Origin of the sequence: Brevibacillus sp. NSP2.1 (genome assembly GCF_000470975.2) — a bacterium.
GTDB lineage: Bacteria > Bacillota > Bacilli > Brevibacillales > Brevibacillaceae > Brevibacillus > Brevibacillus agri.
The window spans coordinates 936,319-962,555 of sequence record NZ_CP048274.1 but is presented as its reverse complement, the minus strand read 5'-3'; the positions used below and the strand labels follow the sequence as shown (position 1 = coordinate 962,555).

The following is a 26,237-nucleotide window of genomic DNA, read 5'->3' as shown; positions in this document are numbered from 1 at the left end:
CTTCCCTACTCGAATTTGAACTTGGAGAGCGCGTCCTTCAGCGCGAAGTTGATACCTTCGTCGCTCTCCTTCTCCTGCGATTTCAAATACTTGGCGACTTCCTTCTTGGACACTTTGCTGCCCTTTTCCTTCTCTCTGCGCTCCTTGAACGTCGAGAGCTTTTCCCTGTGCCCGCAAGCGCAAACCAACATTTGCCCTTCGCCCTCGCCGCGCAATTCCAGCCGCTTGTGGCATTTCGGGCAGCGGGCGTTCGTCTGCTTGGCAATGCTTTTGCGATAACCGCACTCCCGGTCTTGGCAGACGAGCATCTTGCCGCGTTTTCCGTTTACCTCCAAAAGAAGCTTGCCGCACTCCGGGCATTTGCTTCGCGTCAGGTTGTCGTGGCGGAATGTTTTGTCGCTGTTTTTGATCTCCTGGACGACCTCTCGCGCGTACGTTCTCATCTCTTCGATGAAGGCGCGCTTGTTCAGGCTTCCTTTGGCGATAGCGGCGAGCTTTTGCTCCCACTGGGCGGTCAGCGTCGGGGATTGCATTTCGTCGGGAACAAGCTCCAGAAGCTGCTTGCCTTTTGCCGTGACGAAAATATGCTTGCCGCGCTTCTCCAAAAGGAAGCTGTTAAACAGTTTTTCGATGATGTCGGCGCGCGTCGCCACAGTACCGAGTCCGCCTGTCTCGCCGATCGTTTTGATTAGCTCCTTGCTTTCGTTTGCCATGTATTTCGCCGGATTTTCCATCGCGGACAACAGACTGGCCTCTGTAAACGGCTCCGGCGGCTTCGTCTCGCCTTTCGTTTGCGCGATGCTCTGGATAGCGAGACGATCGCCTTTTTCGATCTTCGGCAGCCACTGCTCCGCCAGTCCGTCCTGTCCTTCCTCGTCTTCGACATCGTGGTCGTAGGCTTCCCGCCAGCCTTGGGCCAGCACGGTCTTGCCTCTGGCCAGGAACAGCTCGCCGCCGATTTTCGCCTGGATCGTCGTCTGTTCGTATTCAAAAGGAGGCAAGAGCACAGCAAGGAAGCGCTTCACGATCAGGTCGAAAATTTTGCGCTCCTTGTCGCTCAAATCGCCGAGAAACACCGCTTGCTCCGTCGGGATGATGGCGTGGTGGTCGGAAACTTTGCTGTCGTCCACAAACGACTTCGCCGCCTTGATCGGCGACCGCAAAATTCTCGCCGCGAGCGGCGCATACGGCTTCATCTGCACAGCCTTGATCCTGTCTGGCAACGTCTCGACGATATCGGACGAGAGGTAGCGGGAATCGGTCCGCGGATACGTCACTGCCTTGTGGTGCTCGTAGAGGCTTTGCATGATGGACAGCGTCTCTTTCGGCGAATAGCCAAACATCCGGTTCGCGTCCCGCTGCAACTCGGTGAGATCGTAAAGTTGCGGGGCGTACGTCTTTTTGTGCGTGCGGGTCACATCCACGACCTCTGCGCTTTTTTCCTGCTTCAAGGCAGCGAGAAGCTGGTCCGCCCGCTCTTTGGAAAACGTTTTGACGTCCTTCGTCTTCTGGTCCTGCCATTGCAGCGAAACCGACTGCTCTGCCACGGCGCGCAGGCCGAAAAACGGCTTGGGCGTAAAGCGGCGAATCTCTTCTTCTCTCGCCGCGACGATGGCCAGCGTCGGCGTCTGGACGCGCCCGCACGAGAGCTGGGCGTTGTGCTTGCACGTCAAGGCGCGAGTAGCATTGATTCCGACGAGCCAGTCCGCCTCGGCGCGGGCGGCCGCAGAAGCGTACAGGTTTTCGTACTGCTTGCCGTCCTTCAGGTTGCGGAAGCCGTCGCGAATCGCCTTGTCGGTGACAGACGAAATCCACAGTCGCTTGATCGGCTTTTGCACATGCGCCATTTCGATAATCCAGCGGGCGACCAGCTCGCCTTCGCGCCCGGCATCTGTCGCAATCACAATCTGGCTGACGTCGCTGCGCCGCATTTGCTGCTTCACGGTCTGAAACTGTTTGTTGCTCTCGCGGATGACGACGAGCTTCAACGGAGACGGCATGATCGGCAAATCCTCGATTCGCCACGAGCTGAACTGCTGCCCGTAAGCTTCCGGATCGGCCAAGGTCACGAGATGCCCCAAGGCCCACGTCACAATGTATTTATCTCCTTCCAGAAAGCCGTTCCCTTTTTTCTGGCACTGCAATACTTTCGCGATATCGCGGCCGACGGATGGCTTTTCCGCCAGCACAAGCGTTTTGCTCATCAGTGACACCACCTTACATCTGCTTCACATTCCTGCTATGTGTTCTCATCCATTGTAGATGAGAACGCGGGTTACGCCAAATCTTTTGCAGCATTTGGCAATGGCGGCGGCTGTGACCCGCTGTCGCTTTCGGGCAAAAAGAAGAGCGGCCCTGCGCCGCGCCCCAGTAAGCGGTTGGGCCAAACTCATCCGCTTTTATTTGAAGACAGGTTCCAGCTCCCGGCTGATAAAAGTCCCTGCCTGCTCCCCACGGCAAATTTGCGCCATCGCTCCGGGCTGGTCGAAGTTGAACACATGCAGCGGCAAGCCGTGGTCCCGCGCCAAAATCATCGCGGACTGGTCCATGACGCGCAAGTCTTTTCTGACCACCTCGTCAAAGGAAACCTCCACGTACTGTCTCGCCGTCGCGTCCTTGCGCGGATCGGCCGTGTAGACGCCATCTACCCCGTGTTTCGCGACCAAAATAGCGTCGGCCTCCACCTCCAGCGCCCGTTGCACAGCCGGATAGTCTGTCGTCACATACGGCTGCCCGTTTCCGCCCGCGAAAATGACGACGTAGCCCTTTTCCAGATGGTGCACGGCGCGCAGGCGAATGTACGGCTCCGCGACGGCATTGATCGGCACGGCTGTCATCACTCTGACTTCCCGGTTGACGCGCGCCTTCAGCACGCCTCGCAGCATCAGGCTGTTGATGACAGTCGCCAGCGTCCCGATGTTGTCTGCCTCAACCCGCTCGATCCCCCACTGGTCCGCCATGTTGCCGCGAAAAATGTTTCCCCCGCCAATGACAATCGCTACCTCGACGCCCATGTCGAGCAAGGAAAGAATCTCCCCCGCGATATGCTCCAGTTGTCCCGGGTCAAATCCAAACCCGTTCTCCTGCGCGACAGCCCCGCCGCTCAATTTGACCAACACCCGCTTATACTTCATGGCGCCTCCTCCTCGATCGTTGTCTTTTACGTTTTCGAAATCTTTGGTTCCCTCTACCAAAAAAAGAACGAGGGCAACAGTTGCCTTCGTTCTTGAAAAAACAGGGGAAATCGGCTGGCATCCTCTTTTTTTGCATCCCGCTTCCCCTCCTGCATGTGGATTCATTCCAAACTCTTCCTCATTTTATGCAAAGCACCCACTTTATGCAAAGAAATTTGGAAAGTCAAAGGTATCCCGCTTGCCTGCCAAAATATCCCGCAGGAGCTGATCGGCCACCTCCGTCGCGAAGCTGTGCTCGTCGCTGTCGATGACTCCTTTTTGCAGCGCTTCGTCCAGTTCGTCCTGGTCGAGCAAATAAACCTCGCCCTGCGGCAGCACCACAATGTCGAGGTAGAGATCGTCATACCAGATATGGCCGTTCTCATCTTTGCCATGCGCCTTGCAAATATCAATGTACCACTGCACGGTGTTGCCAAGCTCGTCCATCATTTTCGTGACGGCATAAGGCTTCTGATCCGGAAAGTATTGCAGGTACACATACCCTCTGTCGCCTACGCACAACAGTTTTTCACCAACAGGCATGTAGGCGGGCTCGGTTACTTCGTCCAGGGTCAAACGGACAGCGTACCCGGAAAAAGACAAAGCCTCTACCCACTTTTCCTGATAGCTCATTCGCTTGACGCGTCTCCACCCAGGTCGGTCTGCTCGTTTTCGCTTCATGGCCTGTTCTCCTCGTCAGTTTGGTTCCTTTTACTCTACCATGAATTGGATGGTTTTGTCAGATGCAAACAAAGACATGTCCCCAGGAGAACATGCCTCGTTTTTTTGCTATTTGCCGTATTCGCCATCCCGCAAATGGCTGTGCCTGCGTCCGTACAGGAAGTAGACGACAGCGCCTGCAGCCAGCCAGCCGAGAAACCCGATCTTCGTGACAGCAGGCAAGCTGTAGACCAGGTATCCGCAGAAAAGCACGGCGAGAATCGGGACGAGTGGAACGAACGGCGTGCGAAACGCACGGCGCAATTCCGGATTCGTCCGGCGCAGTACGACGACGCCAATGGAGACGAGAATAAACGCAAACAGCGTCCCGATATTCGTCAGCTCAGCCAGCTTGTTCAACGGCAGCAATCCGCTGAAGATCGCAACCAAAATGCCGACGATGAGCGTACTTTTTCGCGGCACCTGCGTGGTCGGATGCACCTGCGAAAAAACGGCGGGCAACAGACCATCGCGGCTCATCGCGAAAAACAGCCGCGTCTGTCCGTACATCATCACGAGCAATACAGTGGTGATGCCCACGATGGCCCCGAGGGAAATGAATCCCGCTACCCAATCTTGTTTCACGTAGTTGAGCGCAAAGGCAACCGGATTTTTGACATTGAGCATGTCGTACGGAACGATCCCGGTCAGCGTCAAGGAGACGGCGATGTAGAGCAGCGTGCACACCAGCAGCGATGTGATGATGCCAATCGGCATGTCGCGCTGCGGATTGCGCACTTCTTCTGCGGCCGTGGAAACCGCGTCAAATCCGATAAAAGCAAAAAAGACTGTCGCAGCGCCCGTCGCGACCCCGGCAAAGCCAAACGGCATGAAGGGACTCCAGTTTTCCAGCTTCACATAACCGATCCCGACGATGAGAAACAAAAGGATCACCGCGACCTTGATAATGACCATCAGCGTGTTAAAGCGGGCCGACTCCCTTGTCCCTTTCATGAGCAGAAGCGTAATAACAAAAATGATGACAACAGCAGGCAAGTCAATGATCGTTCCTTTAGAAGCGTCGAACGCATTCGTCAAAGCGACAGGCAGATGAATGCCGAAGCCTGCAAGCAAGCCTTGCGCATAGCCCGACCAGCCGCTCGCCACCGCTGCGGAAGCCACCCCGTACTCCAGGATCAGGTCCCAGCCGATCATCCACGCCACCAGTTCGCCAAACGCGGTGTAGCTGTATGTGTACGCACTTCCGGACACGGGGACGGTGGAAGCAAACTCTGCATAGCACAGCGCCGCAAATACGCAAGCGAGCCCCGACAGGACAAACGACAGCACCAGCGCAGGCCCCGCATGCTCGGCCGCAGCGACTCCAGTGAGAACGAAGATGCCCGTCCCGACAATCGCGCCGATGCCAAGCATGGTCAAATCAAAAGCGCCCAACGTTTTTTTGAGCTGCCTGCTCTCAACCTGTGCCATCAAGCTGGCAACCGATTTTTTTCTCAACAACTGTTCTTTTAACGACATATTGTGCGTACCTCCCGCCCGGACATTCCAACTCCAGCAGCTTCAATCGAAACAGTTGGAGTATGGGCAGGCAAGAGGAAAATTATGCATGGGGGATCAAGTTGGATGGTTGCAGTCGCGCGAAGGTGTGGACGGCGTGGCCTTTGTTGCGGACTGGCACTGGCAGGGGCATGTGTTGCTTTGGTGCACACCAGCGAAGACGCGAATCGCGTTGCCTTGTTACAAACTGACTCTGGCGTGGCGGTTCCTTTTTGCCGTGCCTGCATTCCGGTGCAAAATTACAACGAAGCAGTCCTGGGTGATGCGCCCTGTCCGCGCAAAACTCGCTGCCTTACACCAAGTTCCTGCCAATAAAATTGGCGGAGACTGGCGTATAGCCAAGCTCCCTGGCCCAGATCGACAGTTGCCCCATATGGTGAATCTCGTGCGCGATCACATGCCGCATGATCTCCCCTTTGGCGTACTCCTTGTCGCTCCATGCCACGCGCACAGGCTCCCGCTCCCAGTCGTCTGTCCAAGCCTCGATAAAATCGCGCAGCTCTTCCCGCCATTGAGCCGCCAGCGCCTTTACCTGCGCAAGCGACTGGTGTTCCTCGTAAGGCACTTGCACATCCGGCTTCCCCTGTACGCCCCGCAGCCAACTGTACTCCACATCTGCAATATGAAACAGCGTGTACAAAATCGTCCCGGCGCCTCCCACTCTCGTTTTCAGCAGTTCTTCTTCCGGCAGCTTTGCACACCAGGCAAACCATTCATCCCGCACCATCCAGTTGTACGCCAACAGCTTTTTCACCCTGAATCCTCCCATAGACTGAAATGTCAATATTTTCTATACATTAACACGTACGTTCGCCATTATCCAGCCTGCTTGCCGCTTTTGTTATCTGTTGTCCTGAACTTCACCCGCTCTCCCACAACTTCATCCGTTCCCCCGACTTTGCAGAGGGAGCGTTAGCGTGTTTTCGCACATGACAAAGAGCGCCGTTTTCGATTCGCTTCAAAAACGGCGCTCTTATGCTCGGCAGTCCTGTCTGCCTTTACGTAAACCGGATGGAGAAGCCGCCGGAAAGCAAATACAGATAGCTCTCCACTTCCTGAGACGGCTTGATGATCTGCCTGATCGCCCGAACGTACAAGCTGATCTGGCCGCTGTACCTGCGCTCCATCTCTTCGATTGCTTCGGCTGAGGCTTCCTTGGCCATCCAGTCAGTCTTGAAATCAATCAAGACCAGCCGATTGTCGTCTTCCTCCAGCAAACAGTCAATCACACCCTGGACGATAATCCGCTCCGAAGTTGCTTCGCCCAGCTCCGGCTCCACTTCATGCGCGGGCAGCACCAGCGTAAACGGCAGCTCGCGGTGAACCGCCTTGGCCCTTTTCATCCGCTGCCCCAGAGGGTCGGCAAAAAACGTGGCAATTTGTCCGGCATCCACCGCCTGCACCTGCTCCTCTGTCAAAAAGCGGCGCGCCGCAAGCTCTGCCACCTGCTCGCGTATGTCGGCCTCATCCAGCGGACGCTGCAAATCGAGATGCTGGAAGACCAGGTGCGTGATCGTGCCTTTCTCGGCTGCTGTCAGGCGGTGCGATTTTTGTTCCGCCAAAAACTTCGGCTTTTCCGTAATCGAAGGCAGTGTGAGCGCCTGCCCGCTTTTGCTGATCTTGGCATGCCGCTTCAGCTCGCTGACGCTCCATTTGGCCGCCACGCGCGAGGCAACCGGGTGCGGGTCGGTCCAGCCCAGTCTCGCTTCTACCAGCTTGCGCAGCGCTTCGTCGCCTGGCCGTTCTGCAATCTCCTCCCGCCTGGTCGCGCGCTCCCACAGTGCCATGTCATCGCTCATGGCCTCCTGCTGCGCCTTCAGCTCGTCCGCCTGATGAAAATGAAACGACCAGACGGAGTCATCGGGAACGGTTCTGACTCGCACTTCTTCGCCTGCGCCTTGCTTCGCAGGATACGCGCGCAGTTCGCCTGCTGCCGGATGTCGCAGCAAGGCGCGGCCTACCCAGTCAAAATAGCCTTTGGCCTGGATCAGATCCTCGTCGCTGAGCCGCTCGCCATCACCTTGTCTGCCCCAGTCCATGACGCTCTTCGCCAAGTCTTTGGCTGAACCGACGAGAATCAGCTTCTCGCGCGCACGGGTCAAGGCGACGTACAGCACGCGCATTTCCTCTGCCAGCATATCCCGGCGCAACTGCTGCCGAATGCCCAGCGCCGCGATGCTCGGGTAGCGCAACTGAATGGACGGCTCCACGGCCATCGGCCCGAAGCCCAGGTCCTTGTGCAGCAAAAACTGGCTTTTCAAATCCATCGTGTTGAACTGCTTGCCCATGCCCGCGACGAAAACGACGGGAAACTCCAAGCCTTTGCTCTTGTGGATCGTCATGATCCGCACGACATCCTCGTTTTCCCCGATCGTACGCGCTTCGCCCATGTCATTGCCCGCCTCCTGCAGCCTGCCGACGAAGCGCAGGAAGCGGAACAGCCCGCGATAAGAGCCTGCCTCATACTGTCTTGCCCGGTCGTACAAGGCACGCAGGTTGGCCTGCCGCTGCTGTCCGTTTTCCAGGGCAGCGACGTAGTCGAGATAGCCCGTCTCGCGGTACAGCACGGAAAGCAGCTCAGACAGCGCTCCCCTGCGCGCATGCGTCCGCCACCCTTCCAGCTTCGCGAAAAACTGGCGCAGCCGTTTTTCCCACGACTCCTGCGGCGGGCGCTCCTTCACGTACTGGATGACAGCGAGATGAAAAGGGCCCGTCGGATACTGGATGCGAATTTGGGCAAGCTGTTCCTCGCGCAAGCCGACGATAGGCGAGCGCAGCACCGCAGCGAGCGGAATGTCCTGCAACGGATTGTCGATCACCCGCAACAGCGAGAGCATCGTCTCTACTTCTGTCGCCGCAAAATAGCCTGCCGTCTGCTCGGCGTACACAGGGATTCCCGCCGCATGCAGTTCCTCCTGCATCGTCTGCCCCCAGCCGGACGTAGCCCGCAGCAAAATGACGATATCCCGGTAAGCGAGCGGGCGCATTCCCCCTGCCTTTTTATCGAACACGAGCAGTGGCGACTCGCCCTCGCCCGGCTCCATCCAGCGGCGAATCCGGCTGGCAATCAGGCGCGCTTCCAGTTGCGCGACGCTCGCTTCCTCGCTCGAGTCGCCTGTCGCCTCGGGGATTCCCGCCAGCTCTGCCTCTTCCGTTGCCTCTGCAGACGCCTCCTGCCCCGCTTCTTGCTCGACGTTGCGGTTAATCAGGTGCACCTCTGCCTGCAGCCTCCCCGGCTCTGCCTCGGGATAAGAGGCGCGGTTAATCAGCTCGGCCGACGGATCGTAGTCGATCTCGCCCACGCCCGGCGACATGATTTGCCTGAACAAAAAGTTGACCGCATCCACAACCTCGCGTCTGCTGCGGAAGTTGGCGGCAAGGTCGATCCGCCGTCCCGGAGCGTCATCGTCCGCATCCTGCTCGCCTGCCGCGCCTTTTTGATAGGTCAAGTACTTTTCCAGAAACAGCTTCGGCTCCGCCAGACGGAAACGGTAAATACTCTGCTTCACGTCACCGACCATAAAGCGGTTGGCGCAAGCACCGTTCGTTCCGTCGCGGGAAACCATGCGCAAAATCGTCTCCTGCACCAGATTGATATCCTGATACTCGTCGACCAGCACTTCTGCGAACTGTTCGCGAAGCTGCTCCGATATCGGCGAAGGAACCGCCTCGCCCGCTTCGTCCGCTGCCGTCAAAATGCGCAAGGCCAGATGCTCCAGATCGCCAAAGTCGACGATTCCGCGCGCCCGCTTTTCCAACTGAAACGCGTCGGAAAACTCGGTAACGAGCCGGGCCAGCGTCTTCATGTGCGGGGCCAGTCGCTGCAAATCAGCGGCATATTGCTCGGCCGTCATCGAAAAATACTGCTCGATCTGCTCCGCCAGCTCCTTTTTCACGCCGTTTCTGAGCGCCTGAACCTGCTCCTTGATCTCGGGATCGGTTCCTTTGACTGGCGGCAGCTTGGCAAAAGCAACGCCACGGATAGCCTGGCTCGCTGCCTCCCAACCTTCCTTGCAAGCCGCAGCCGCCTGCCTCAAAGCCGCTGCTTCCGCTTCCAACATCGGCAAATAAGCCGCCGGACCTTCCGGGGAGGCTGCCAGCTCTGCCGCCCTCTGCAGCTTGCCAGCCATGCCGACGAGCAAAAGCTCCACAGACCGCAGCACGCTTTTCGCCCAGACGAGCCCGTCCAGACCGGCCCCAGCGCGAATGTCAAACATGTCGGCTGCTTCCGCAAGCCAGCGCTCAGGCGACGGATGACTGCGGGAAAACTCGTACAGCCGCAACAGCAAAGTCGCCAGCGCCTGATCGTCCTGTCCGTCCAGCATGATGTCGGCCAACGCCTGGAAGTCCGGGTCGCTTTCGTACCAGCCCTCCAGTTGCTCCTCCAGTACGTCCTGCCGCAGCAGCTCGCCCTCCATCTGGTCGGCAATGCGAAACTCCGGGTCGAGGTCGATCAGGTAGTAATACTGGCGCAAAAGGCCCAGACAAAACGAGTGCAGCGTCGTAATGGTCGCTCGCTGGAGCAGGGCGAGTTGCCGCCGCAAATGGGCAGAATACGGGTTTTCTTTCAGCGCTTTGCTCAGCGCATCGCCAATTCTGTGCCGCATCTCTGCCGCCGCCGCATTCGTAAAGGTCACGACCAGAAGCTGGTCGACGCCGACAGGCTCGCTCTCGTCCATGATGCGCCGGATGATCCGCTCGACGAGCACCGACGTTTTCCCGGAGCCTGCCGCAGCCGCTACCAGCAAGTTGCCCCCGCGCTGAATAATCGCTTGCCATTGTTCATCCGTCCATTGTTCAGGCTTGGCCTGCACTTGTTGCTCCGCCATCGGTAGCACCTCCCTCTCCTGCCAGTTGCTGCTCGGCCAGCATGCTCCAGATTTGTTTGTTGTTCCACTTGGAAAGCTGTCTGTGCTCGTTGCCGCCTGTCTCCCCGTCGAACTGGCACACAGGCTTGTACGAACAGTAATCGCAGGCAGTCATCGTCCCGTTGGAATACGGCTTGATCTGGATTTCCCCTTCGGTCATGCGCGTGCTGATTTGCTTCACCGTGTCGCGCACATACGTCGTCAGCGTCTGGAACTGCTCGGCTGTAGCGACAGAGGAACGCGAAGAAAGCGTCCCGTCCTTTTTCAGTTCAAACGGAACCAGCTCGGACGGCCCCTGCTCTACATACCCGTCCATCATTTTCGCCAACTCGGGATCGGCGAGCATCAAGCCTTTCATCCGCAGGCGCTTCGCCCGCTCCTTGGCTGCCTCGTCGGACGTCAGCAGCCGCTTCGCCGTCACAAACGGATCGGCCACCTGATAGTAAAAGACGCCGCCCATCTCGGCTTTTTTGCCCAGCCATTCCTCCGCGTTTGCCACGACGACGTCCAGGTAGACGAGCAGTTGCAAATTCAAGCCGTTCCACACGTCTGACAGCGACAGTTGCTTGGGGCTTGACTTGTAGTCGATCACGCGCAAATACGGAACCTCGCTGTCCAGCGACTGGTCCACCCGGTCGATGCGGCCGATCAGTTGCAGCTCCACGCCGTTGTCGAGGGTGAGCACGAGGCCCGGCAAGTCGGAGTTTGGTCCGAAAGAAACTTCCAATCCAACCGGAGCGAAGCGGCTGCGCTTGGCGTGCTCGCCCAGCACGTAGATCGCCCGGCCAACCGCCCGCATCAGCTTGCCCGCCAAAAAGCGATAGCGCGCTGTTCGCGTGAGAATGCTGCTTCTGGTCTGCGGCACCAGCTCGGCCACTACCTCGCTCGCCAGTTGCATGCTGTGGTCTTCCGTCAGCTTGCTCCACTCCAGATGTTCCTCGTTCATTTTTTCGACCGCGCGCTTGAGCGAGGCGTGGAACAGCTCGCCCACATCGAAGCGCTCCAGCTTGTACATCGTTCTCTCCGACAGCCTCAGCCCGTGCGAGGAAAAATGCGAGAACGGGCACGCCTGAAAGCGCTCCAGGCGCGACACGCTCATTTTCAGTTGCTTGCCGTACAAGGTCGTGCTCGTCTGCCTGTCCAGCCCGTCCGGGAGATTCCGGTAGCGCAAGCCGGACAGCAGCCATTTTTCCCGCAATGCTTCTGGGGAGGAACGGACGAACCAGTCGTACACCTCCCACCAGAACACCGGCAGCTCGCCTGTCTTTTTCATCGCGCGCAACAAGGTCAGCAAGTGGCGGAACACCCTTCTCGGCTGTCCGAGCAAAAAGGCATCTGTGTCCGCCTCGCCCGTCGGCTCGTTGTAAAACATCTGGTGCGAGATGTCTGGCAGCACCTCCTTGATGCGCGAAAACACCGAGGAAGGAAGCAGCGCCTTGCCTTCCTCATCGGCCAGGGCACAGCTCAGCATCAGCCGCTCGGACGGCCGCGTCAGCGCCTGGTACAAAAGGTACGGCTCCGCCATCAGCTTCTGCTTGGCGCTTGGCGCGAGCACCTGGCCCATCTCCGCCAGCCGCTCGCGCTCCGCCTCGTCCAAAATGCCTTCTTCCTTCGGGCGCAGAGGGATGATGCCCTCGTTCACCCCGAGAATAAACAAAGCTTTGACATCAGGCTGACGGGAGCGCTCCATCGCCCCGACCAGCACCTGATCCAAGGCCGGAGGGACAAGCCCAAGCTCAATCGTTTCCAGACCGCTGTCGAGCACGCGGGCAAACGTAGCCAGCTCCATGCTCTCGTCGCCCATGACCTCCACGACCTGGTCCATCAGCTCGACCAGACCCGTCCACACCTGGCCGTGCACCTGTGCCGCATCGAGGTCGCCCTCCTGCTCTGCCTTGCGTTGCCAATATTCCAGCTTGCCCGGCACGTCCAGGGCGATCAGCAGATTGTACAGCGCCACCGTCATTTCCCGCACGTTTTTGCCTGCCGCCTGCTTCATCTCTTTTTCAAAAGCGAGCAAGGGAGCCGCGTATTTGCGCCTCAGCTCGTCTGCTTCCGCATCCTCGGCGGCACCGGACGGCCCGCGAAAACGCCAGGCCGATTCCTCCGCCCACTGGTAGCCGAAGACGCCGTGAGCCAGCACGTAGTTTTCCAAGCGGTCGATCTCCTGGCGGGACGTGCGCTCATGGGCGAGGTCTGGCGTAAGCAGGTCTGTCTTCAAACAGCGAAATACTGCGTCATACCGCCATCTGGTGACGATGACCTCCAACGCCGAGCGCACCAGCTCCACCAACGGATGGTTCATCACGGTCCGCTTCTGGTCCAGGAAGTGCGGAATGCCGTAATCGGTAAAAACGGCGGAAATCTCATCGGCATAGGTGCCAATTTCCCGCAGCAAAATTGCCATGTCCCGCCAGCGGTAGCCTTCCTCTCGGGCAAGGGCGAGAATTTTCAGCGCGACGGCCTCTACTTCAGCCCGCCTGTTCACGGCAGAGAGCAAGGCAACCTCATCGTTGCGACGAGGCTCGCCGACTGCGGGCGGCGCCCCCCATTGAAAATAAACCTGTTCGAGCTGACGCAGCCACGGGCTGTCGGCAAAACGGCGCGTCTCGGTCAACAGCAGCGGCTTGGCAACGGAAACGCCCGATTCCCGCGCCATCAGCGACAGCGCCTGGTACGTGCGCAAAGTCGGGTGGAACAACCCAAGCTCGTCGACAGACGCGTCGCGCTCGTCCGGGTCCAGGGTGAGCGCAATCGTCACCTGTTTGGCGTGCAGCATCAACTGTTCGATCAGTCGCAGCTCCTGGTTGGTGAAGCCCGTAAAGCCGTCGATGAAAATTTCCGCCTGTCTGATGTAGGCCGAGTCGCGCACCATGACAGCGACCCGGTTCAAAATATCGTCAGCATCGCAGTACCCTTCTGCCATGTACCCTTCGTAGGCGTTCATAATCAGGCGCAGGTCGCTGATTTTTTGATTGAGATTGGCTCCGCCCCAGTCCACGTTTTCCGAATCGGCAAAAGAGACGCCGTACGACTTGCACTCGCTTATCAAACGTCCAAGCTGAGAGGCGAAGCCCGGCTGCATGGCCGAACGGCCAAACACTTGCAGCTCTTCCTTGTGCCGCTCCAGAAGCATGCGCAGTACCATGTGCTTCCCGAGATCGTCGACCGCCACCGTCGTCAGATCGCCCAGCTCCTGCAGCAACCGATGAGCCAGCCGGCCGAAGCTGAGCACTTGGGTCCCTATCACGCCGCCCAGCCCGGGCAGGTTGGCGAGGGCGTATTCCTCCTGAAAGCTGGCCTGCTCCGGCACGAGCAAAATCATCGGGGAGCCGAGCGGCGTATCGCGCAGCCGCTTTTGAATCTGCTGATGAATCTCCTCCGTTTTTCCCGTGCCTGCCCGTCCCAGTATGAATTGGACTGCCATGTTTTTTCCCCTTCCCTACTCCATCTCCAGTTGCAGCGTGCTGCCTTTGCCCATCGGCTCTGCCGGCGTCACGACCAGGCGGCGCGGCATGCGCACGCGTATTTCCGGGACGTGACTGATGACGCCGATCGTAAAATCGTCCATCCGCAGCCGCTCCAGCGCGTCCATGACGACCTCCAGAAGCTCCGGATCGAGCGTTCCAAAGCCTTCGTCCAAAAAGAAAAACTCCAGTCGGCCGCCGCGCATCTGTATCTCCATCGACAGGGCGAGCGCAAGCGCAAGCGAGGTCAAAAACGTTTCGCCGCCGGACAAGGTGCTGACCGGACGGCGCATCCCGCCCGCGCCTTCATCGCGCAGTACGAATTCGCCCTCGTCGCCGATTTCCAGACCGTAGCGATTTGCGGTCATCCGCTTCAGGTGATAGGATGCATCCCGTGCGATGGACACGAGCTTTTCTTCTGCAATAAACTGGACGAACGCCTTCGCTTCGAACAGCTTTTTCAATTCTTCCAGGCGGCTCTGCTCGTCTTGCAACTCGACGATTTGCTGATGCAGCTCCTGCCACCTGCTATGGTTTTTCTCCATGCGCTCGACGTGCTCTTTGGCGACGGCGACTTGCTTCTGCGCCTCCGCAAAAGACTGCTCCCACGTCTCCCACGCTTCTTTGGCGCTCACAAGCTCCTCGTGCGAGATCGTACGGCCTGCAATGGCTTGCAGCAGCCTGTCTTCCTCGTAGCGAAGCTGTCCCAAAACGCGCGCATACGCCTCGACCTGCTCCTTCGCCTGAGGCAGCTTGCCGCGCTCTGCGTACTTTTCACGCACTTGCTCCAAGGCGGCAAAGCCCGTCTCCTGCAGCCCCTGATACAAAGCCTCATGCGCCTCTGTGCGCTGTCTGGTCAAAACGGCCAGCGTCTCCGAATGCTTGACCAAATCGTTTTGGGCTGCCTGTCTCGCCTCTGCCGCTGCCTTGCGCTTCGCCTCGGCCTCTGTCAGCGACTGGCGCAGCGAGTCTAGCGTCTGTTCTATCTGCGCCAGCCCCTCCTGCGCAGGAATGCCGCCGGTCCGCTCCAGCCACTGGGCATGCTTTTGCTCCCACATCCGTTTTCGGTCGGCCAGCTTTTCCCCGAGAGCGGATTCACGCGATTTCCAATCGGCTTTTCGCGATTTGGCAGCCTCTACTTGTGTCATAAGCTGGCTGCGCAAAGCTTCCTGCTCGGCGCGCATGCGCTCTAGCTCTGCCAGCTTCCGGTCCAGGCGGCCGATTTCCTCGTAGCGCTGTTCAATTTCCTCGATCAACATCTCTTGGCGCACCGCATCCAGCTCTTCGCCAGACTGCTTCGCCGCTGCCACAGCAACGGCAACGCGGGCAATGCTCTCATCCAGTACCTTTTGCGCATGTTCGAGCAGCAGGCCGCTTTTTTCCATCAACCGCTTCTTCTCGGCTTCTTCCTCGCGCAGCACTTCCAACTGCTTTTGCAGGCGCTCCCGTTCTTCCCTGGCCTGCTCCCGCTCGGCGTGCTTGGCCGCCAGCTCCTTTTCCTCGCGCTGGTAGACGGCAATCAGCTCTTCAAACGTCTCTACCAGCCAAGGCTGCCCATGTCCGTGACACTCCGCCTTGACGGCGGCCAGCCGCGCTTCCAGCTCTTTGTACTCGGCCTGCGCTGCGGCTGCTCTCTCTTCGGCAGCAGCCAGTGTCCCCCTGGCCGTCACCCACGCTTCTTTCGCCTGCGCTGTCTTTTGCTCGGCTGCCTTCTCGGCTTCTTCGGACGCTTTGATCCGGGCGCGCAGGTCGTCACCCGCCGCTTTTGCTTCGCCGTCTGCCGGATGACCCTGGCCGTCCAGCGGATGATGCAGCGAGCCGCACACCGGGCATTCCTTGCCTTCTTCCAGCCGCTCGCGCAAGTAGCGGGCCATGTTTTCCTGCTGCCAGCGCTCCCACTCCTGGCGCAGCCCTTCGCGTTCGGCAAGCCGCGCAAGAGCCTCGGCTTCGCACGCCTGAACCGCCTCAGCCAGCTCCTGGTAACGCTTCGCCGCTTGCTGCCGCTCCTGCTCGATCTGCTGCCACTTTTCCTGCCAGCTCGCGATCGCCGTCAAGCCTTCGCGCCATTGGCGGCCTACCTGCTTCATTTCCGCCAGCACATTGCGCGACCGCTCCCATTCCTCGTCGCTCATGAGCGGTTTGTCCACCGCTTTTGCCAGCCGTTCTTTGAGCTCGGCCAGCCGGTTTGCGGACTGTTCCCAATCGCGCTTGTCCACACTGGCTCTATCCGTCGCCGCCTGCAGGCGAGACACGGCCGTTGCCTGCTCCGCTTCCAGCTCGCGCAGCTTCTTTTCTTCCCGCTCCCACTGCTGCTTCGCTTCCCGCGCCCGCGCGACGCGCTCTCGCCACTCCGGAGCCACCATCGCCTGCCTGCTTTCTTCCGCAAGCTTGTTCCACTCCTGCTCCCACTTTTGCAGAGCGGCTTCGTCCCGCTCAAGCTGCGCCTCTGTCTGCGCCAGGCCAAGCGATACTTCCTGCCATTCGCGCTCCAGCACAGACTGCTCTTCGCGAATCGCTTTCAGCTCTGCTTCCCATTCCTGGGCCTGAACCAGCCTGCCTTTTTGCTGGATCAGTTGCGGCTCCTGCGCGGCCAGCTCCGCCTGCGCCCGCGCGTACTCGGCTTCTGCCGCTTCCAGGGCAAGCCGTGCTGTCCCCTGCTGTTCCCGGCTTTGCTCCAGCGCCTGCCCGGTCACGCTCCATTCCTGATCGAGCCGCTCGTACTGCTGCACCAGCGGCCACAGGCGAATGCTCGCCTCCCACTCGCGGATGTTTGCCGTGAGCAGAGCGATTTCCGCCTCCTTCGCTGCCTGCTGCTGCAACTGCTGCTGGACTTGGGCAAGCTCCCCTTGCCACTGGGCGAGCTGCTCCAGTTCCTTGAGCTTTCCGGCCAGCTCCTGCTTTTGCTCCGTGAACGACCGCTCCATTTGCGCTGCTTCCTCAAAAGTCTGTCGCGCCTGCTCCAGCGCTTCCGGCCCCGCTTCTCCCAACGCCGCCGTCTCGAGCTGCAGACGGTGCATCTGCTCCTTTGCCTGGTCGAGAGCGTGCCGCACGCGCTCGCTCAGCTTTTCCCCGTAGATGTGCAGCCGGAACATCCGCTGCAGCATCTCGTTGCGCTCGCTGCCTTTGAGCGTCAAAAAGCGGGAAAACTGCCCCTGCGGCAAAACAACCGCGCGGGTAAAATCTTGCAAAGTCAGGCCAATCAGTTCCTCGACCGCCGCAGTAGCTGCCGTCGCCTTCGATTCCAGCACGACATCCGGCTCTCCGCTCAACGCGCCGGACTGAATCAGTCGCACCTCGGGTTGGCGTTTGTTCCCTTTTTTATCCAGACCAAATTCCCGTTCAATCGTATATCGCTTGCGCTCATTACCTGTGCCCAGCTCAAACGTAAAGGAGACGAAGACGCGCCGCTCCAGTTGATTCAGCACTTCCTTGGGATGGTTCCCGCCGCCGAGCCGGACGACCTGTCCGTACAGCGCCAGCGTGATCGCATCCAGTATCGTCGATTTGCCGCTGCCCGTCGGTCCGAAAATGCCAAACAGTCCCGCCTGGCACAAAATTTCGAAGTCAACCTCTTGCATTTCCCGATAGCTGTGCATCCCTGCCAGCTTCAATCGAATCGGCCTCACGCTTCTTCCCCCTCTCCCCCGGTTTCCGCCAGCAGCCGCTGGAACAAGGCAACGAGCCGCTCATCCGGCGCCGCTCCCTTTTTGCGCTCATAAAAACGCCGAAACAACTGATCCGATGTCAGCTCCGTCAATTCCACCCGCTGCGCCTCTTCCTCGTCGCGCTCTTCGCGAATGACGACGCGCTGGATTTTCAAAAAGTCGTCCGAGAGCTTCCGTACACGCTGAAACTCCGCCGGGTCGATCACGTCTGTCACGTGCAGTTCCAGGTCGATCCAGGAGCCTGCGTCCCGTCCTTCGGCAAGCCAGCGCTCGACCTGGGCGATTCCTTCTGTCGCCTTCCAGCGCGCCAACGGACGGCCGCTCGTCAAATAAATGATTTCCTCCCGCACGTCCTGCCCAGGCTCCACCTCGACCAACACCACCGCCTTGCTCTGCCCCGCCTCGGAAAAGCTGTACGAGAGCGGCGAGCCGCTGTAGCGCACGAGCGGCTTGTCGCTGAGCTTTTGCAGGCGATGCAGGTGGCCGAGCGCCACGTAGTCGGCGTTTTTCGGAAAAGCTTGCGGAGACACCGTCAAAGCGCCGCCAATTTGAATCGGCCGCTCCGAATCCGTCTCCATGCCCCCCATCACAAACAAGTGGCTCGTGACCAGATTCACAGTGTCCTCGCGAAAATGGACGGACAAATCGGCAAACAACCGAGCGATCCGCTCTGAAAAGGCGAGCTGCATCTGCTCCTGCGTAAAGCTCTCGCTGAGCAGCTCCTTCAGCCGCGACTCGGAAGGGTACGGCAACGCGAGCACCACCGCATGATGCTCACAGCCCGGCACCTTCAGCTCCAGCCAGGAAGGGCCTCCCTGGACGACCTGTACCCGGTCCGGGGACGGTGACTGTGCGATCAAAGGCGCTTCCTTCGGCAAGCCGAGCAAAACGATTCCGTGCTTCGCGGCAAGCGGCGATGCTGCCCTGACCCGCTCAGGCTGGTCGTGGTTGCCCGCGATCACGATAACCCCCCGGCGGCCTTCCGCAGACAAGCGCTCCAGCGCCTCGTAAAAAAGCTCCTCCGCCCACGCTGGCGGGTTTACCGAATCGTACACATCTCCTGCCACCAGCACCAAATCGACTTCCCGCTCTTCCGCGATCCGGCAGAGCTCGTCCACAAATGCCGTCTGCTCCGCCCGGCGGTCGCGGCCTTCGAGCTGCCGCCCGAAATGCCAGTCGGCCGTATGTAAAATGCGCATGACTCCCATCCTTTCTCCACGATCATGTGTTTGCTTTTTATTGTAACAAAAGACAGAGCGGTGCGTGGTTGAAATTTACGGTACTTGCCGGTAACTTTTGCGCTCTGCCTGCGTCTTTCTACTAGATCCCTGTTCTTTCCTACCATCCGCCGAAAGGAGCTTGTTACCCTTGTTGGTTCGCCGCCTGCTGTTTTTCACTTTCACCGGACTGGCTCTTCCCTGCCTGGTCCACGCTGCCGCTCCCTTGTCGCCCGCTTCCGTCCCCCCCACACCTGAGCAGGTCATCAACTGGATCAATGCAAGTGCCCATGATCCTGTTGACCTGCCTCACTTTGATTTTGAACTGGTCAATCTGGATGAAGACGCTGATTTGGAGATTATTGCCAAGCAAAATGCAAGCGTACATATCGGCTCGTTTTACGTCCTCGATCAAAAGCCCGACCGCACGTATTCGCTCATCGCAGAAAAGCGGTGGAACGTCCCGCAGTTGCAACCGGAACGCTGGGATTATGCACAGGAGGTAAACCATCCCGGGCTCGACCCGTATTATTTGGACAGCCGCATCGAGCTGACAGGAACGCGTCTGCTTGAAACGGTTGACCATACGGGAGGAACCGGACTGAGCGTCTACGAAGCTCACCTCTGGTACTTGGAAAAAGGCAAGCTGGTGGAAGCCTGGAGCGGACTGTTGAAGCAAACCTCCTCCGTTCCCGGCGGTCAGCTTTTCCAGACGCTCGGCAGCTACCAGATTATAAGCGGAGAGATCCCGCAGCTATACTACTGGACGACAGAGCAAGAGCTTGACCCGGACACTGGAATCCCCCTCCCCGGCAAGACCGCAACCAAGCTTGTGGTCTACCAATTTGACCAGGGCGTCTTCACCCCTGTTCCGTAAAGCCAGTTCGCAAACGTAAAATGCACAAAGCCGCACCCCCTGCACAAAAGCGGGAGTGCGGCTTTTTTCAAGCGCGAATCACTGTCTCTATCTTCTCAGCTTGCCTGCTTGCGGCGACTTGTGCGACTGCAAGCACATGTAGCTGATGACCCCGAAAAGAATCGTAATAATCATCGAGTGGAGCAGCGTAGCATAGAGGTGAAGCTGGAACAGAACCACGAATCCGCCGCTGAACACCTGGAGGATGACCAGCACGAAGGCGAGAATGCTTGCGCCGTACAGATCGCGGCGCTTTTCCTTGAAGTGGCGCATGGCATAAATCATCGTTCCGAGCAGCAAAAACACGAGAAGCAACGCGCCCAGCCGGTGGGCAAAATGAATGCCTGTCTGGCCGGAGAGCTGTGGAATCAGTTGCCCCTGGCACAGCGGCCAATCGCTACAAGCCATGCTCGATCCGGTATGCCGGACGTACGCTCCGAGATAGACCACACCGTACGTATAGGCCGCCACGGCCCACATCCAGTTGCGAAAACCCGTCGATGCCGTATCTTGCACCATGCTCTCCATCTTGTCCCGCTGCAGCACGAACCCGGTCAAGAGGAACACGCCGGTAAAAGCCAGCAGGGAAAACCCGAAGTGCAGAGCCAGCACGGATGACGATTGCGGCCAAATGACCGCAGAAGCGCCGAGAATGGACTCCAGAACGATAAAAAACAGACCGAACAGGGCGAGATTGCGCACTTCCTGGTTGCCCCGATAGTGGCGCCAGCACAGCACGGAAAAAACAACCACAACGATGCCAGCCACACCTGTAATCAATCGGTGCATGTATTCAATAATTGATGCCAATGTATATTCCGGGACCCACTTGCCATTACAGAGCGGCCAGTCGTTTCCACAGCCCAGACCGGAATCCGTTTTGGTCACAAGCGACCCGGCGATCATGACGATAAACATGACGAGAGTAGCAAGAACGGCTAGAGGTTTCAGCCATTTTTCCATAGTGAATACACCCTGTTTCCTGTGATGTTTGAGACTCACGGTGAAGCAGCCTCTTAACTGTTGCCCTCTCTTACATTAATGAAACATCCCCTGCTAAGCAAGGGATGTTCCGTGAACATTTCGTGAGTGTTTCGTGTCAATAATGGTACACCATTGTGCTGATGACAATGACGGCACAAAAGATCGTCAAATACAGGATCGAATAGCCGAACAGCTTGCGTGCCCAGGCGAGATCATCCTTGGCCTTGAAGCCTTGGAACAGCAGCACCATGTACACGATGCCCATCAAGCCCATCACAGCCAGGTAGACGTAGCCTACGCTGCCGTGGATGAAGAGCAGGAGCGAAGCCGGGAACAGGACAGAGCCCCACAGCACCATTTGCCGCTTTGTTTCGGCGAAGCCTTTGACGACTGGCAGCATCGGCAGATTGCCTGCGCGGTATTCTTCTGTTTTCAGCATCGCCAGCGCGAGGAAGTGCGGCGGCTGCCACAGGAACAAAATCAGGAACAGCAGCCACGCTGCCGGGTCCATGCTGTTTGTGACGGCTACCCAGCCGATGACTGGCGGAGCCGCACCGGAAATCCCGCCAATGACGGTATTCAAGGTAGTCACACGCTTGAGCGGTGTGTAAATCAGCACGTAGAAAATATGGCCGATCAGTCCCCAGACAGCAGCCAGCGGATTCGCGAATACCGCCAGCACGGCCAAACCTGCGAGCAGCAAGCCGATTCCTAGCAGAATCGCGGTGCGCGGAGAAATCCGCCCTGCTGCGAGCGCGCGCCCTTTGGTCCGCTTCATTTTTTTGTCCAGATCGCGGTCATAGTAGTTGTTTAACGTCGCACCCGACATAATCACCAAAGCTGTACCGAGCATGGTGAAAATCGCCAATTTCCAGTCTGGAAAACCGTAAGATGCCAGCCATAAAGCAGCGAAAGTGGTCATCAGGTTGGACATCGTAATTCCAGGCTTTGTCAGTTCTACGTAGTCCCGAAAAGTTGCCGGCTCTCCCGGTTGTGCGTGCAGGGGCGTCTCAGTATCAAGCGATTCCTGCATTGTCACTTGCTGGTCCACGTTTTGTACCTCCTGTCTGAATCTATCTGAACATGCGAATATCCAATTGGAAAAACTAACTTTCATTGTATCGAATGCCAAAGAAGCTAGTCAACTTGAAAAGCGCACGCCCTACTTGCCAAAAATAACATCCAGAACGCCGGCTGTCTCGCCGCCCGGATAAATGATGTAGAGCAAGGTGTACACCGTAGCTCCGGTAATGGCGGTGACAAACCAGACAATCGACGTCCACGGCCCGATTTTTCTGTGGGCGGCAATGTTGTTTTTGTAGGCGTGTCTGAGCGTCACCAGCCCCATTACTCCCCCTACCGTAGCCAGTACGATATGAAAGATCAGGAACGTCTGGTAGATTGGCTTCAAGCTGTCAGGCCCACCGAAATGCGTGTTTCCGACAAAAGCCGTTCTGGATACATACGTGATAAAGAAGATCGTTGCACAGATGGCAGCCCATTTCATGATCTTCATGTGTTTGTCAATTTGTTTCTTCGCGACCGCATACCAGCCACAAGCGACAAGAATACCGCTGATGACGATAAACGATGTGCTTATCGTAGGCAGCAAGATGGACATTTCTACACCTCATTCGAATAATCTATCTATAATTCTATACCCTGCCTTCATCCGTAGCCGGCGTTTTCATCAGCAGGGCGCCTGGCTGTTCATCCATGGGCAGGTCGTCCTGCTTCTCCTGCTTATACCAGTGGTAGAAGACATAGGCGAGTACAGAGCCGTACACAAGCTCCTGCACCAGCTTCATGATGATTCCGCCAAGCCGCTGGTCGCTGAAAGTGCTGAGGCTCGGGAACAGTTGCGGAGCCGAGATGTACGTCGCATACAGCGGATCGGACGCGAAAATAATCAGCGCACAGGCGGGCGTAATCAGCACGCCGTTGACGAAGATGTACGCCAGCTTTTTCAATCCGGCCAGTTGTCTCTTGCTGTCGGACAACGGGCTGACAATCGGCCACCACATCGCAAAGGCAGCCAGGATCAAAATAACGTGATAGACCGTCATCCATTGATGATGAAGCGCCGCCGCGTCAAAAATAAACGGGATGTGGTAAAACGAAAACAGCGTATTGAACAAAAGCGCAGCCACTAACGGATGTGTAAAAGCTCGCAGCATCGCGTTGAGCGGCCGTGGCTGAAAGATTTTTTCCAGAAGCCACTCAGGCATCGCCAAAAGCACGATGGGAGGCAGGGCAAAGTATAAGATCGATTGCTGCAGCATGTGCAAGCTGAACAAGTAATGATGGCCGTAATAGCTGATCGGGCTCCCTTGTGCTGCGTAAAACAGCAACAGGGCAAAAACAAACAGCAGCTTTTGCCTCGTGGTTGCCATCGTGGCATTTTCAAAACGTTTATGCATGGGACCTGTCACCAGGAAATATACCGTAGCGATAAGCAGAGTGAAAAGCATCACATCGGGACTCCACAAATCTGAAAAGGATGCCGTCGCGTTCATCGCTGACAGCTCGTGTTGATGCTGACCCATTCAAATCCTCCCTTCCTAATAGTAAAGCCTGGGGCTTCGCCACGTCAGTCGTTGCGGGGCCAGTGCTCCCAACCGGGCGCAAGTCTTGCTGCCCGCTTCGTTTTACAATCTGGCCGAGCTGCGCGCTATGTCGATTGGAATTTTTTAAATTCTAATCTACCTAATAAGGGTGCCCTCTATACAATCTCCATTATACCGCTGATTCTCTTCTTCTTTGATAAGAAAAATGAACAAAGTGTTGACAAATACACTTATGCCGGATAAGAATCTTATAAATTCTTATCTGTAAAAAAAGAGACCAGATTCCTCTGGTCCCGTAAAAAAACTCGCTTGGCTTACACTCCGAAGGAAACGAATTTCGTCTCCAAATACTCATCCATGCCGTAGCGTCCGCCTTCGCGTCCGATACCGCTTTCCTTGAATCCGCCGAACGGAGCTTGCGTCTGGGTCGGCGAGCCGTCATTGATGCCGACAATGCCGTACTCCAACTGCTCGGCCATGCGGAAGCAGCGCTGGTTGTCGCGCGTGTACACGTAGGCAGCAAGGCCGTAGCGCGTGTCGTTTGCTTGTCGCACCACGTCTGCTTCGTCTGTGAAGCGAACGAGCGGAACGACAGGGCCAAACGTTTCTTCGCTGACGATCTTCATCGCTTCTGTCACACCCGTGATGACCGTCGGCTCGCAATAGAAGCCGTTCGCGTATTCGCCTTCGGTCAGTCGGCTGCCGCCGTACACGACCTGACCGCCTTTTTCCTTGGCGTCCTCAATGTGCTCCAGCACTTTGTTCAGCGCGCGCTCGTTCACCAGCGGACCGATTTCTGTCTCCTTCAGGCGTCCGTCCCCTACTTTTGCCCGTTTCAGGCGCTCGACCAGCTTTTCGGTAAACGCGTCTGCCACATCTTCGTGGACGTACAGGCGGTTTGTACAAATGCACATTTGCCCGGAGTTGCGGAACTTGCTCTCAAACAGCCCTTTGACCGCCGCGTCCAGATCCGCGTCCGGGAACACGATGAACGGCGCATGTCCGCCCAGCTCCATGCTGACGCGCTTCACCTGCTTCGCTGCGCCCTCCATCAGCAGCTTGCCGACGCGAGTAGAGCCTGTAAAGCCGATTTTGCTCAGTTTCGGATTTTCGATAAACTCCTGGCCGATCGATTCCGGCTTGCCGATGACGAGGTTGACGACGCCTTTCGGGAAGCCAGCCTGCTCGATCAGCTCAAACAGGCGAATCGCAGACAGAGGAGTAGACTCCGCAGGCTTCAACACCACTGTGCAGCCTGCCGCCAGAGCAGGAGCGATTTTGCGAGCGACCATGTTCACCGGGAAGTTCCATGGGGTGATCGCCCCGACCACGCCTACAGGCTGGCGGAGCACCATGATCCGCTTGTTCGGCACGGACGAAGGAATCGTCTCGCCGTAGACGCGCTTCGCTTCTTCCGCGTACCAGACGAAGTTGTCGGCCGCGCCCAGCACTTCGCCTTTTGCCTCGCCGAGCGGCTTGCCCATTTCGGCTGAGATGATGCCAGCCAGCTCATCGCGGCTTTTTTTGACCAGTTCGGACAAGGTGTACAAATATTTGGAGCGCTCGCGAGCAGTCAGGCGAGACCAGCTTCCAAACGCCTCATGTGCGGCATCAATCGCTTTTTTGGCATCGCGATCATCCCCAAAAGCGGCGCTTCCCACGACTTCGCCAGTAGCCGGATTGACGATCTGAATCGATTCGCCGCCCTCGGCGGAAACCCATTCCCCATTGATATACATTTGCTTGTACTCTCCCATGACTATCGCTCCTCTCAATCTCTCTTCAATAGATTGGCTTTAGGGCCTCGAACGGATTTTTGCAATGCCGGCAGTACAAAATGCTGCGGCATGCGGCAGGGCCAAACAGGTTGTCAATCTGTGTATATGGGGAGTCGCAGTAAGGACAGGTTACCTCCCAGACATCTCCCGGTTTGAAATCGATTGGCGGCGGTGCGATGCCAAAGCTTTTCAGCTTGCCTCTCGCCTCTGGCGCGATGCGATCGGACGTCCAGGCAGGGTCGTAGACAAACTGAACTTCTACTTTGCTGATGCCTTCCGCCTCCACCAGTTTTTCTGCGATGTTCTTTTTCATGATCTCAAGCGCGGGACAGCCGACGAAGGTAGGGAGCACGTCGACATGCGCGACATCGTCCTCTACCCGCACCTGGTGGATCATCCCCATCTCTACCATGCTTATGACCGGAATCTCCGGATCAGTCACTTGCTGCAGCAGTTCCCAGCATGTCGCTTCCAGCCCATCGTGTACGTGCATTCCTTCCTGCGCCATGCAGATCACCCCTTTTTACCAGCTCGCGGCCGGATCGATGCGATACACTTCCGACAAGGTAGCCAAAGCTTGCGCCAGCTCAGCCGTATGCTGTCCATGACGGCCGCGCTCCGCCGGCACTCCCGGCTCTCCCGGCCAGACAAGTCCCGCTTTTTCGAAAATATCTTGCGTAAGCGTCAGCCACTTCTGCTTCAGCTCGCTCTCAGCGGCAATCAGGCCACAGCGGACGATGCTGTCCGCGTTCGGACCGAGCTGGCTAAGCTCTCCAACATCCTGCCATACTTTTGCAATCGCCGCTTCCAGCCGTTGCCGCGCTTCCGGCGTGCTGTTCGCAAGCTGCTTCAGCCACACTTGCCAGTGCATCAGATGGTAGCGATGCTCGGTCAGCATTTTGCGGCTGACCAGCGTGAGCGGCACATAGGACGATTGCAGCAACGCCTCGAGGCGCACTTGCTTGTGCAAGCCGTACACGTAGCTGCGGACAATCGCATACGCCCAGTCGTAGTGTGGATCGCTGTTGTAGTCGCCTTCCCCGTTTTTGCGTTCGACCAGAATCGCGTTGCGGAACGCATCCGCTTCGCGAAGCTGCGCGAGATCGTCTGCCTTGCCCACGCCAAGCTGCTCCAGCATTTCATAAAACATCACGGCATGGCCCATCATGTCCTGCGACATGGAAGAAAATGCGACGTCCTCTTCGATATGCGGGGCAAGCCCGAGCCATTCCGAGCCCCGGTACGCGAGAATAAAATCGTCGTCAGCCAGTTGGAACAACAGATCAGTCAAGGCTTGCGCGTATTCTGGATTCTGCTTTGCCGCTTCTACTGTCTCTACTCGTGAAAAGTCGCCCATGATTGTT

At 57.8% G+C, this 26,237-nt stretch carries 17 protein-coding genes; 1 reads left to right on the top strand and 16 read right to left on the bottom strand.

Features of this window, described 5'->3' with window-relative positions:
* Nucleotides 1–5: 5 nt before the first annotated feature.
* From M655_RS04655 to M655_RS04615, 9 genes are all read right to left on the bottom strand, one after another.
* Nucleotides 6–2,204 (bottom strand): DNA topoisomerase III, encoded by a 2,199-nt coding sequence (locus tag M655_RS04655; protein ID WP_026557999.1) that lies wholly within the window; start codon nt 2,202–2,204, stop codon nt 6–8.
* A 195-nt stretch (nt 2,205–2,399) separates the two neighbouring features.
* The gene (gene pyrH / locus M655_RS04650) at nt 2,400–3,134 is read right to left on the bottom strand and encodes a UMP kinase (protein WP_026558000.1); all 735 of its coding nucleotides are present in this window, start codon (nt 3,132–3,134) and stop codon (nt 2,400–2,402) included.
* 201 nt (nt 3,135–3,335) lie between these two features.
* Nucleotides 3,336–3,854 (bottom strand): ribonuclease FAU-1 family protein, encoded by a 519-nt coding sequence (locus M655_RS04645; protein WP_026558001.1) that lies wholly within the window; start codon nt 3,852–3,854, stop codon nt 3,336–3,338.
* Nucleotides 3,855–3,962: 108 nt separating this feature from the next.
* Nucleotides 3,963–5,372, bottom strand: coding sequence for a branched-chain amino acid transporter BcaP (bcaP, locus tag M655_RS04640; protein WP_026558002.1), 1,410 nt, complete (start codon nt 5,370–5,372; stop codon nt 3,963–3,965).
* 331 nt (nt 5,373–5,703) lie between these two features.
* Nucleotides 5,704–6,165 (bottom strand): DinB family protein, encoded by a 462-nt coding sequence (locus tag M655_RS04635; RefSeq protein WP_007783975.1) that lies wholly within the window; start codon nt 6,163–6,165, stop codon nt 5,704–5,706.
* 244 nt (nt 6,166–6,409) lie between these two features.
* A complete protein-coding gene (gene addA / locus M655_RS04630) occupies nt 6,410–10,240 on the bottom strand; it encodes a helicase-exonuclease AddAB subunit AddA (RefSeq protein WP_026558003.1) in 3,831 nt (1,276 codons plus the stop codon).
* Nucleotides 10,209–13,706, bottom strand: a complete 3,498-nt coding sequence (gene addB, locus M655_RS04625) for a helicase-exonuclease AddAB subunit AddB (protein WP_005834951.1) — start codon at nt 13,704–13,706, stop codon at nt 10,209–10,211. The genes addA and addB overlap by 32 nt, the downstream gene beginning before the upstream one ends.
* A gap of 15 nt (nt 13,707–13,721) precedes the next feature.
* Nucleotides 13,722–17,372 (bottom strand): AAA family ATPase, encoded by a 3,651-nt coding sequence (locus M655_RS04620; RefSeq protein WP_026558004.1) that lies wholly within the window; start codon nt 17,370–17,372, stop codon nt 13,722–13,724.
* Nucleotides 17,369–18,610: an exonuclease SbcCD subunit D gene (locus M655_RS04615; protein WP_026558005.1), complete on the bottom strand. Its 1,242-nt coding sequence runs from the start codon at nt 18,608–18,610 to the stop codon at nt 17,369–17,371. Before M655_RS04615 ends, M655_RS04620 begins: the two co-directional genes overlap by 4 nt.
* A 169-nt stretch (nt 18,611–18,779) precedes the next feature.
* Between M655_RS04615 and M655_RS04610 the strand changes: the two genes are divergently transcribed.
* On the top strand, nt 18,780–19,505 hold the full coding sequence (locus tag M655_RS04610; protein ID WP_026558006.1) for a hypothetical protein: 726 nt from the start codon (nt 18,780–18,782) through the stop codon (nt 19,503–19,505).
* A gap of 87 nt (nt 19,506–19,592) precedes the next feature.
* Here the strand turns inward: M655_RS04610 and M655_RS04605 are convergent, their stop codons facing one another.
* From M655_RS04605 to paaC, 7 genes are all read right to left on the bottom strand, one after another.
* The gene (locus M655_RS04605) at nt 19,593–20,507 is read right to left on the bottom strand and encodes a COX15/CtaA family protein (RefSeq protein ID WP_026558007.1); all 915 of its coding nucleotides are present in this window, start codon (nt 20,505–20,507) and stop codon (nt 19,593–19,595) included.
* A gap of 136 nt (nt 20,508–20,643) precedes the next feature.
* Complete coding sequence (gene cyoE / locus M655_RS04600; RefSeq protein WP_025848327.1) at nt 20,644–21,579, bottom strand: heme o synthase; 936 nt, start codon at nt 21,577–21,579, stop codon at nt 20,644–20,646.
* Between the two features lie 111 nt (nt 21,580–21,690).
* Entirely contained in the window at nt 21,691–22,149 is a 459-nt protein-coding gene (locus M655_RS04595; protein ID WP_005830753.1) for a DUF420 domain-containing protein, read from the bottom strand.
* Between the two features lie 34 nt (nt 22,150–22,183).
* Nucleotides 22,184–23,074 carry a cytochrome c oxidase assembly protein gene (locus M655_RS04590; RefSeq protein WP_007782911.1) on the bottom strand — a complete coding sequence of 297 codons (891 nt, stop codon included), beginning with the start codon at nt 23,072–23,074 and terminating at the stop codon, nt 22,184–22,186.
* A 335-nt stretch (nt 23,075–23,409) separates the two neighbouring features.
* Nucleotides 23,410–24,852: an NAD-dependent succinate-semialdehyde dehydrogenase gene (locus M655_RS04585; RefSeq protein WP_026558008.1), complete on the bottom strand. Its 1,443-nt coding sequence runs from the start codon at nt 24,850–24,852 to the stop codon at nt 23,410–23,412.
* 25 nt (nt 24,853–24,877) lie between these two features.
* Nucleotides 24,878–25,381, bottom strand: a complete 504-nt coding sequence (gene paaD, locus M655_RS04580) for a 1,2-phenylacetyl-CoA epoxidase subunit PaaD (RefSeq protein ID WP_005830748.1) — start codon at nt 25,379–25,381, stop codon at nt 24,878–24,880.
* 15 nt (nt 25,382–25,396) lie between these two features.
* On the bottom strand, nt 25,397–26,230 hold the full coding sequence (gene paaC / locus M655_RS04575) for a 1,2-phenylacetyl-CoA epoxidase subunit PaaC (protein ID WP_007782916.1): 834 nt from the start codon (nt 26,228–26,230) through the stop codon (nt 25,397–25,399).
* Between the last annotated feature and the right edge of the window lie 7 nt (nt 26,231–26,237).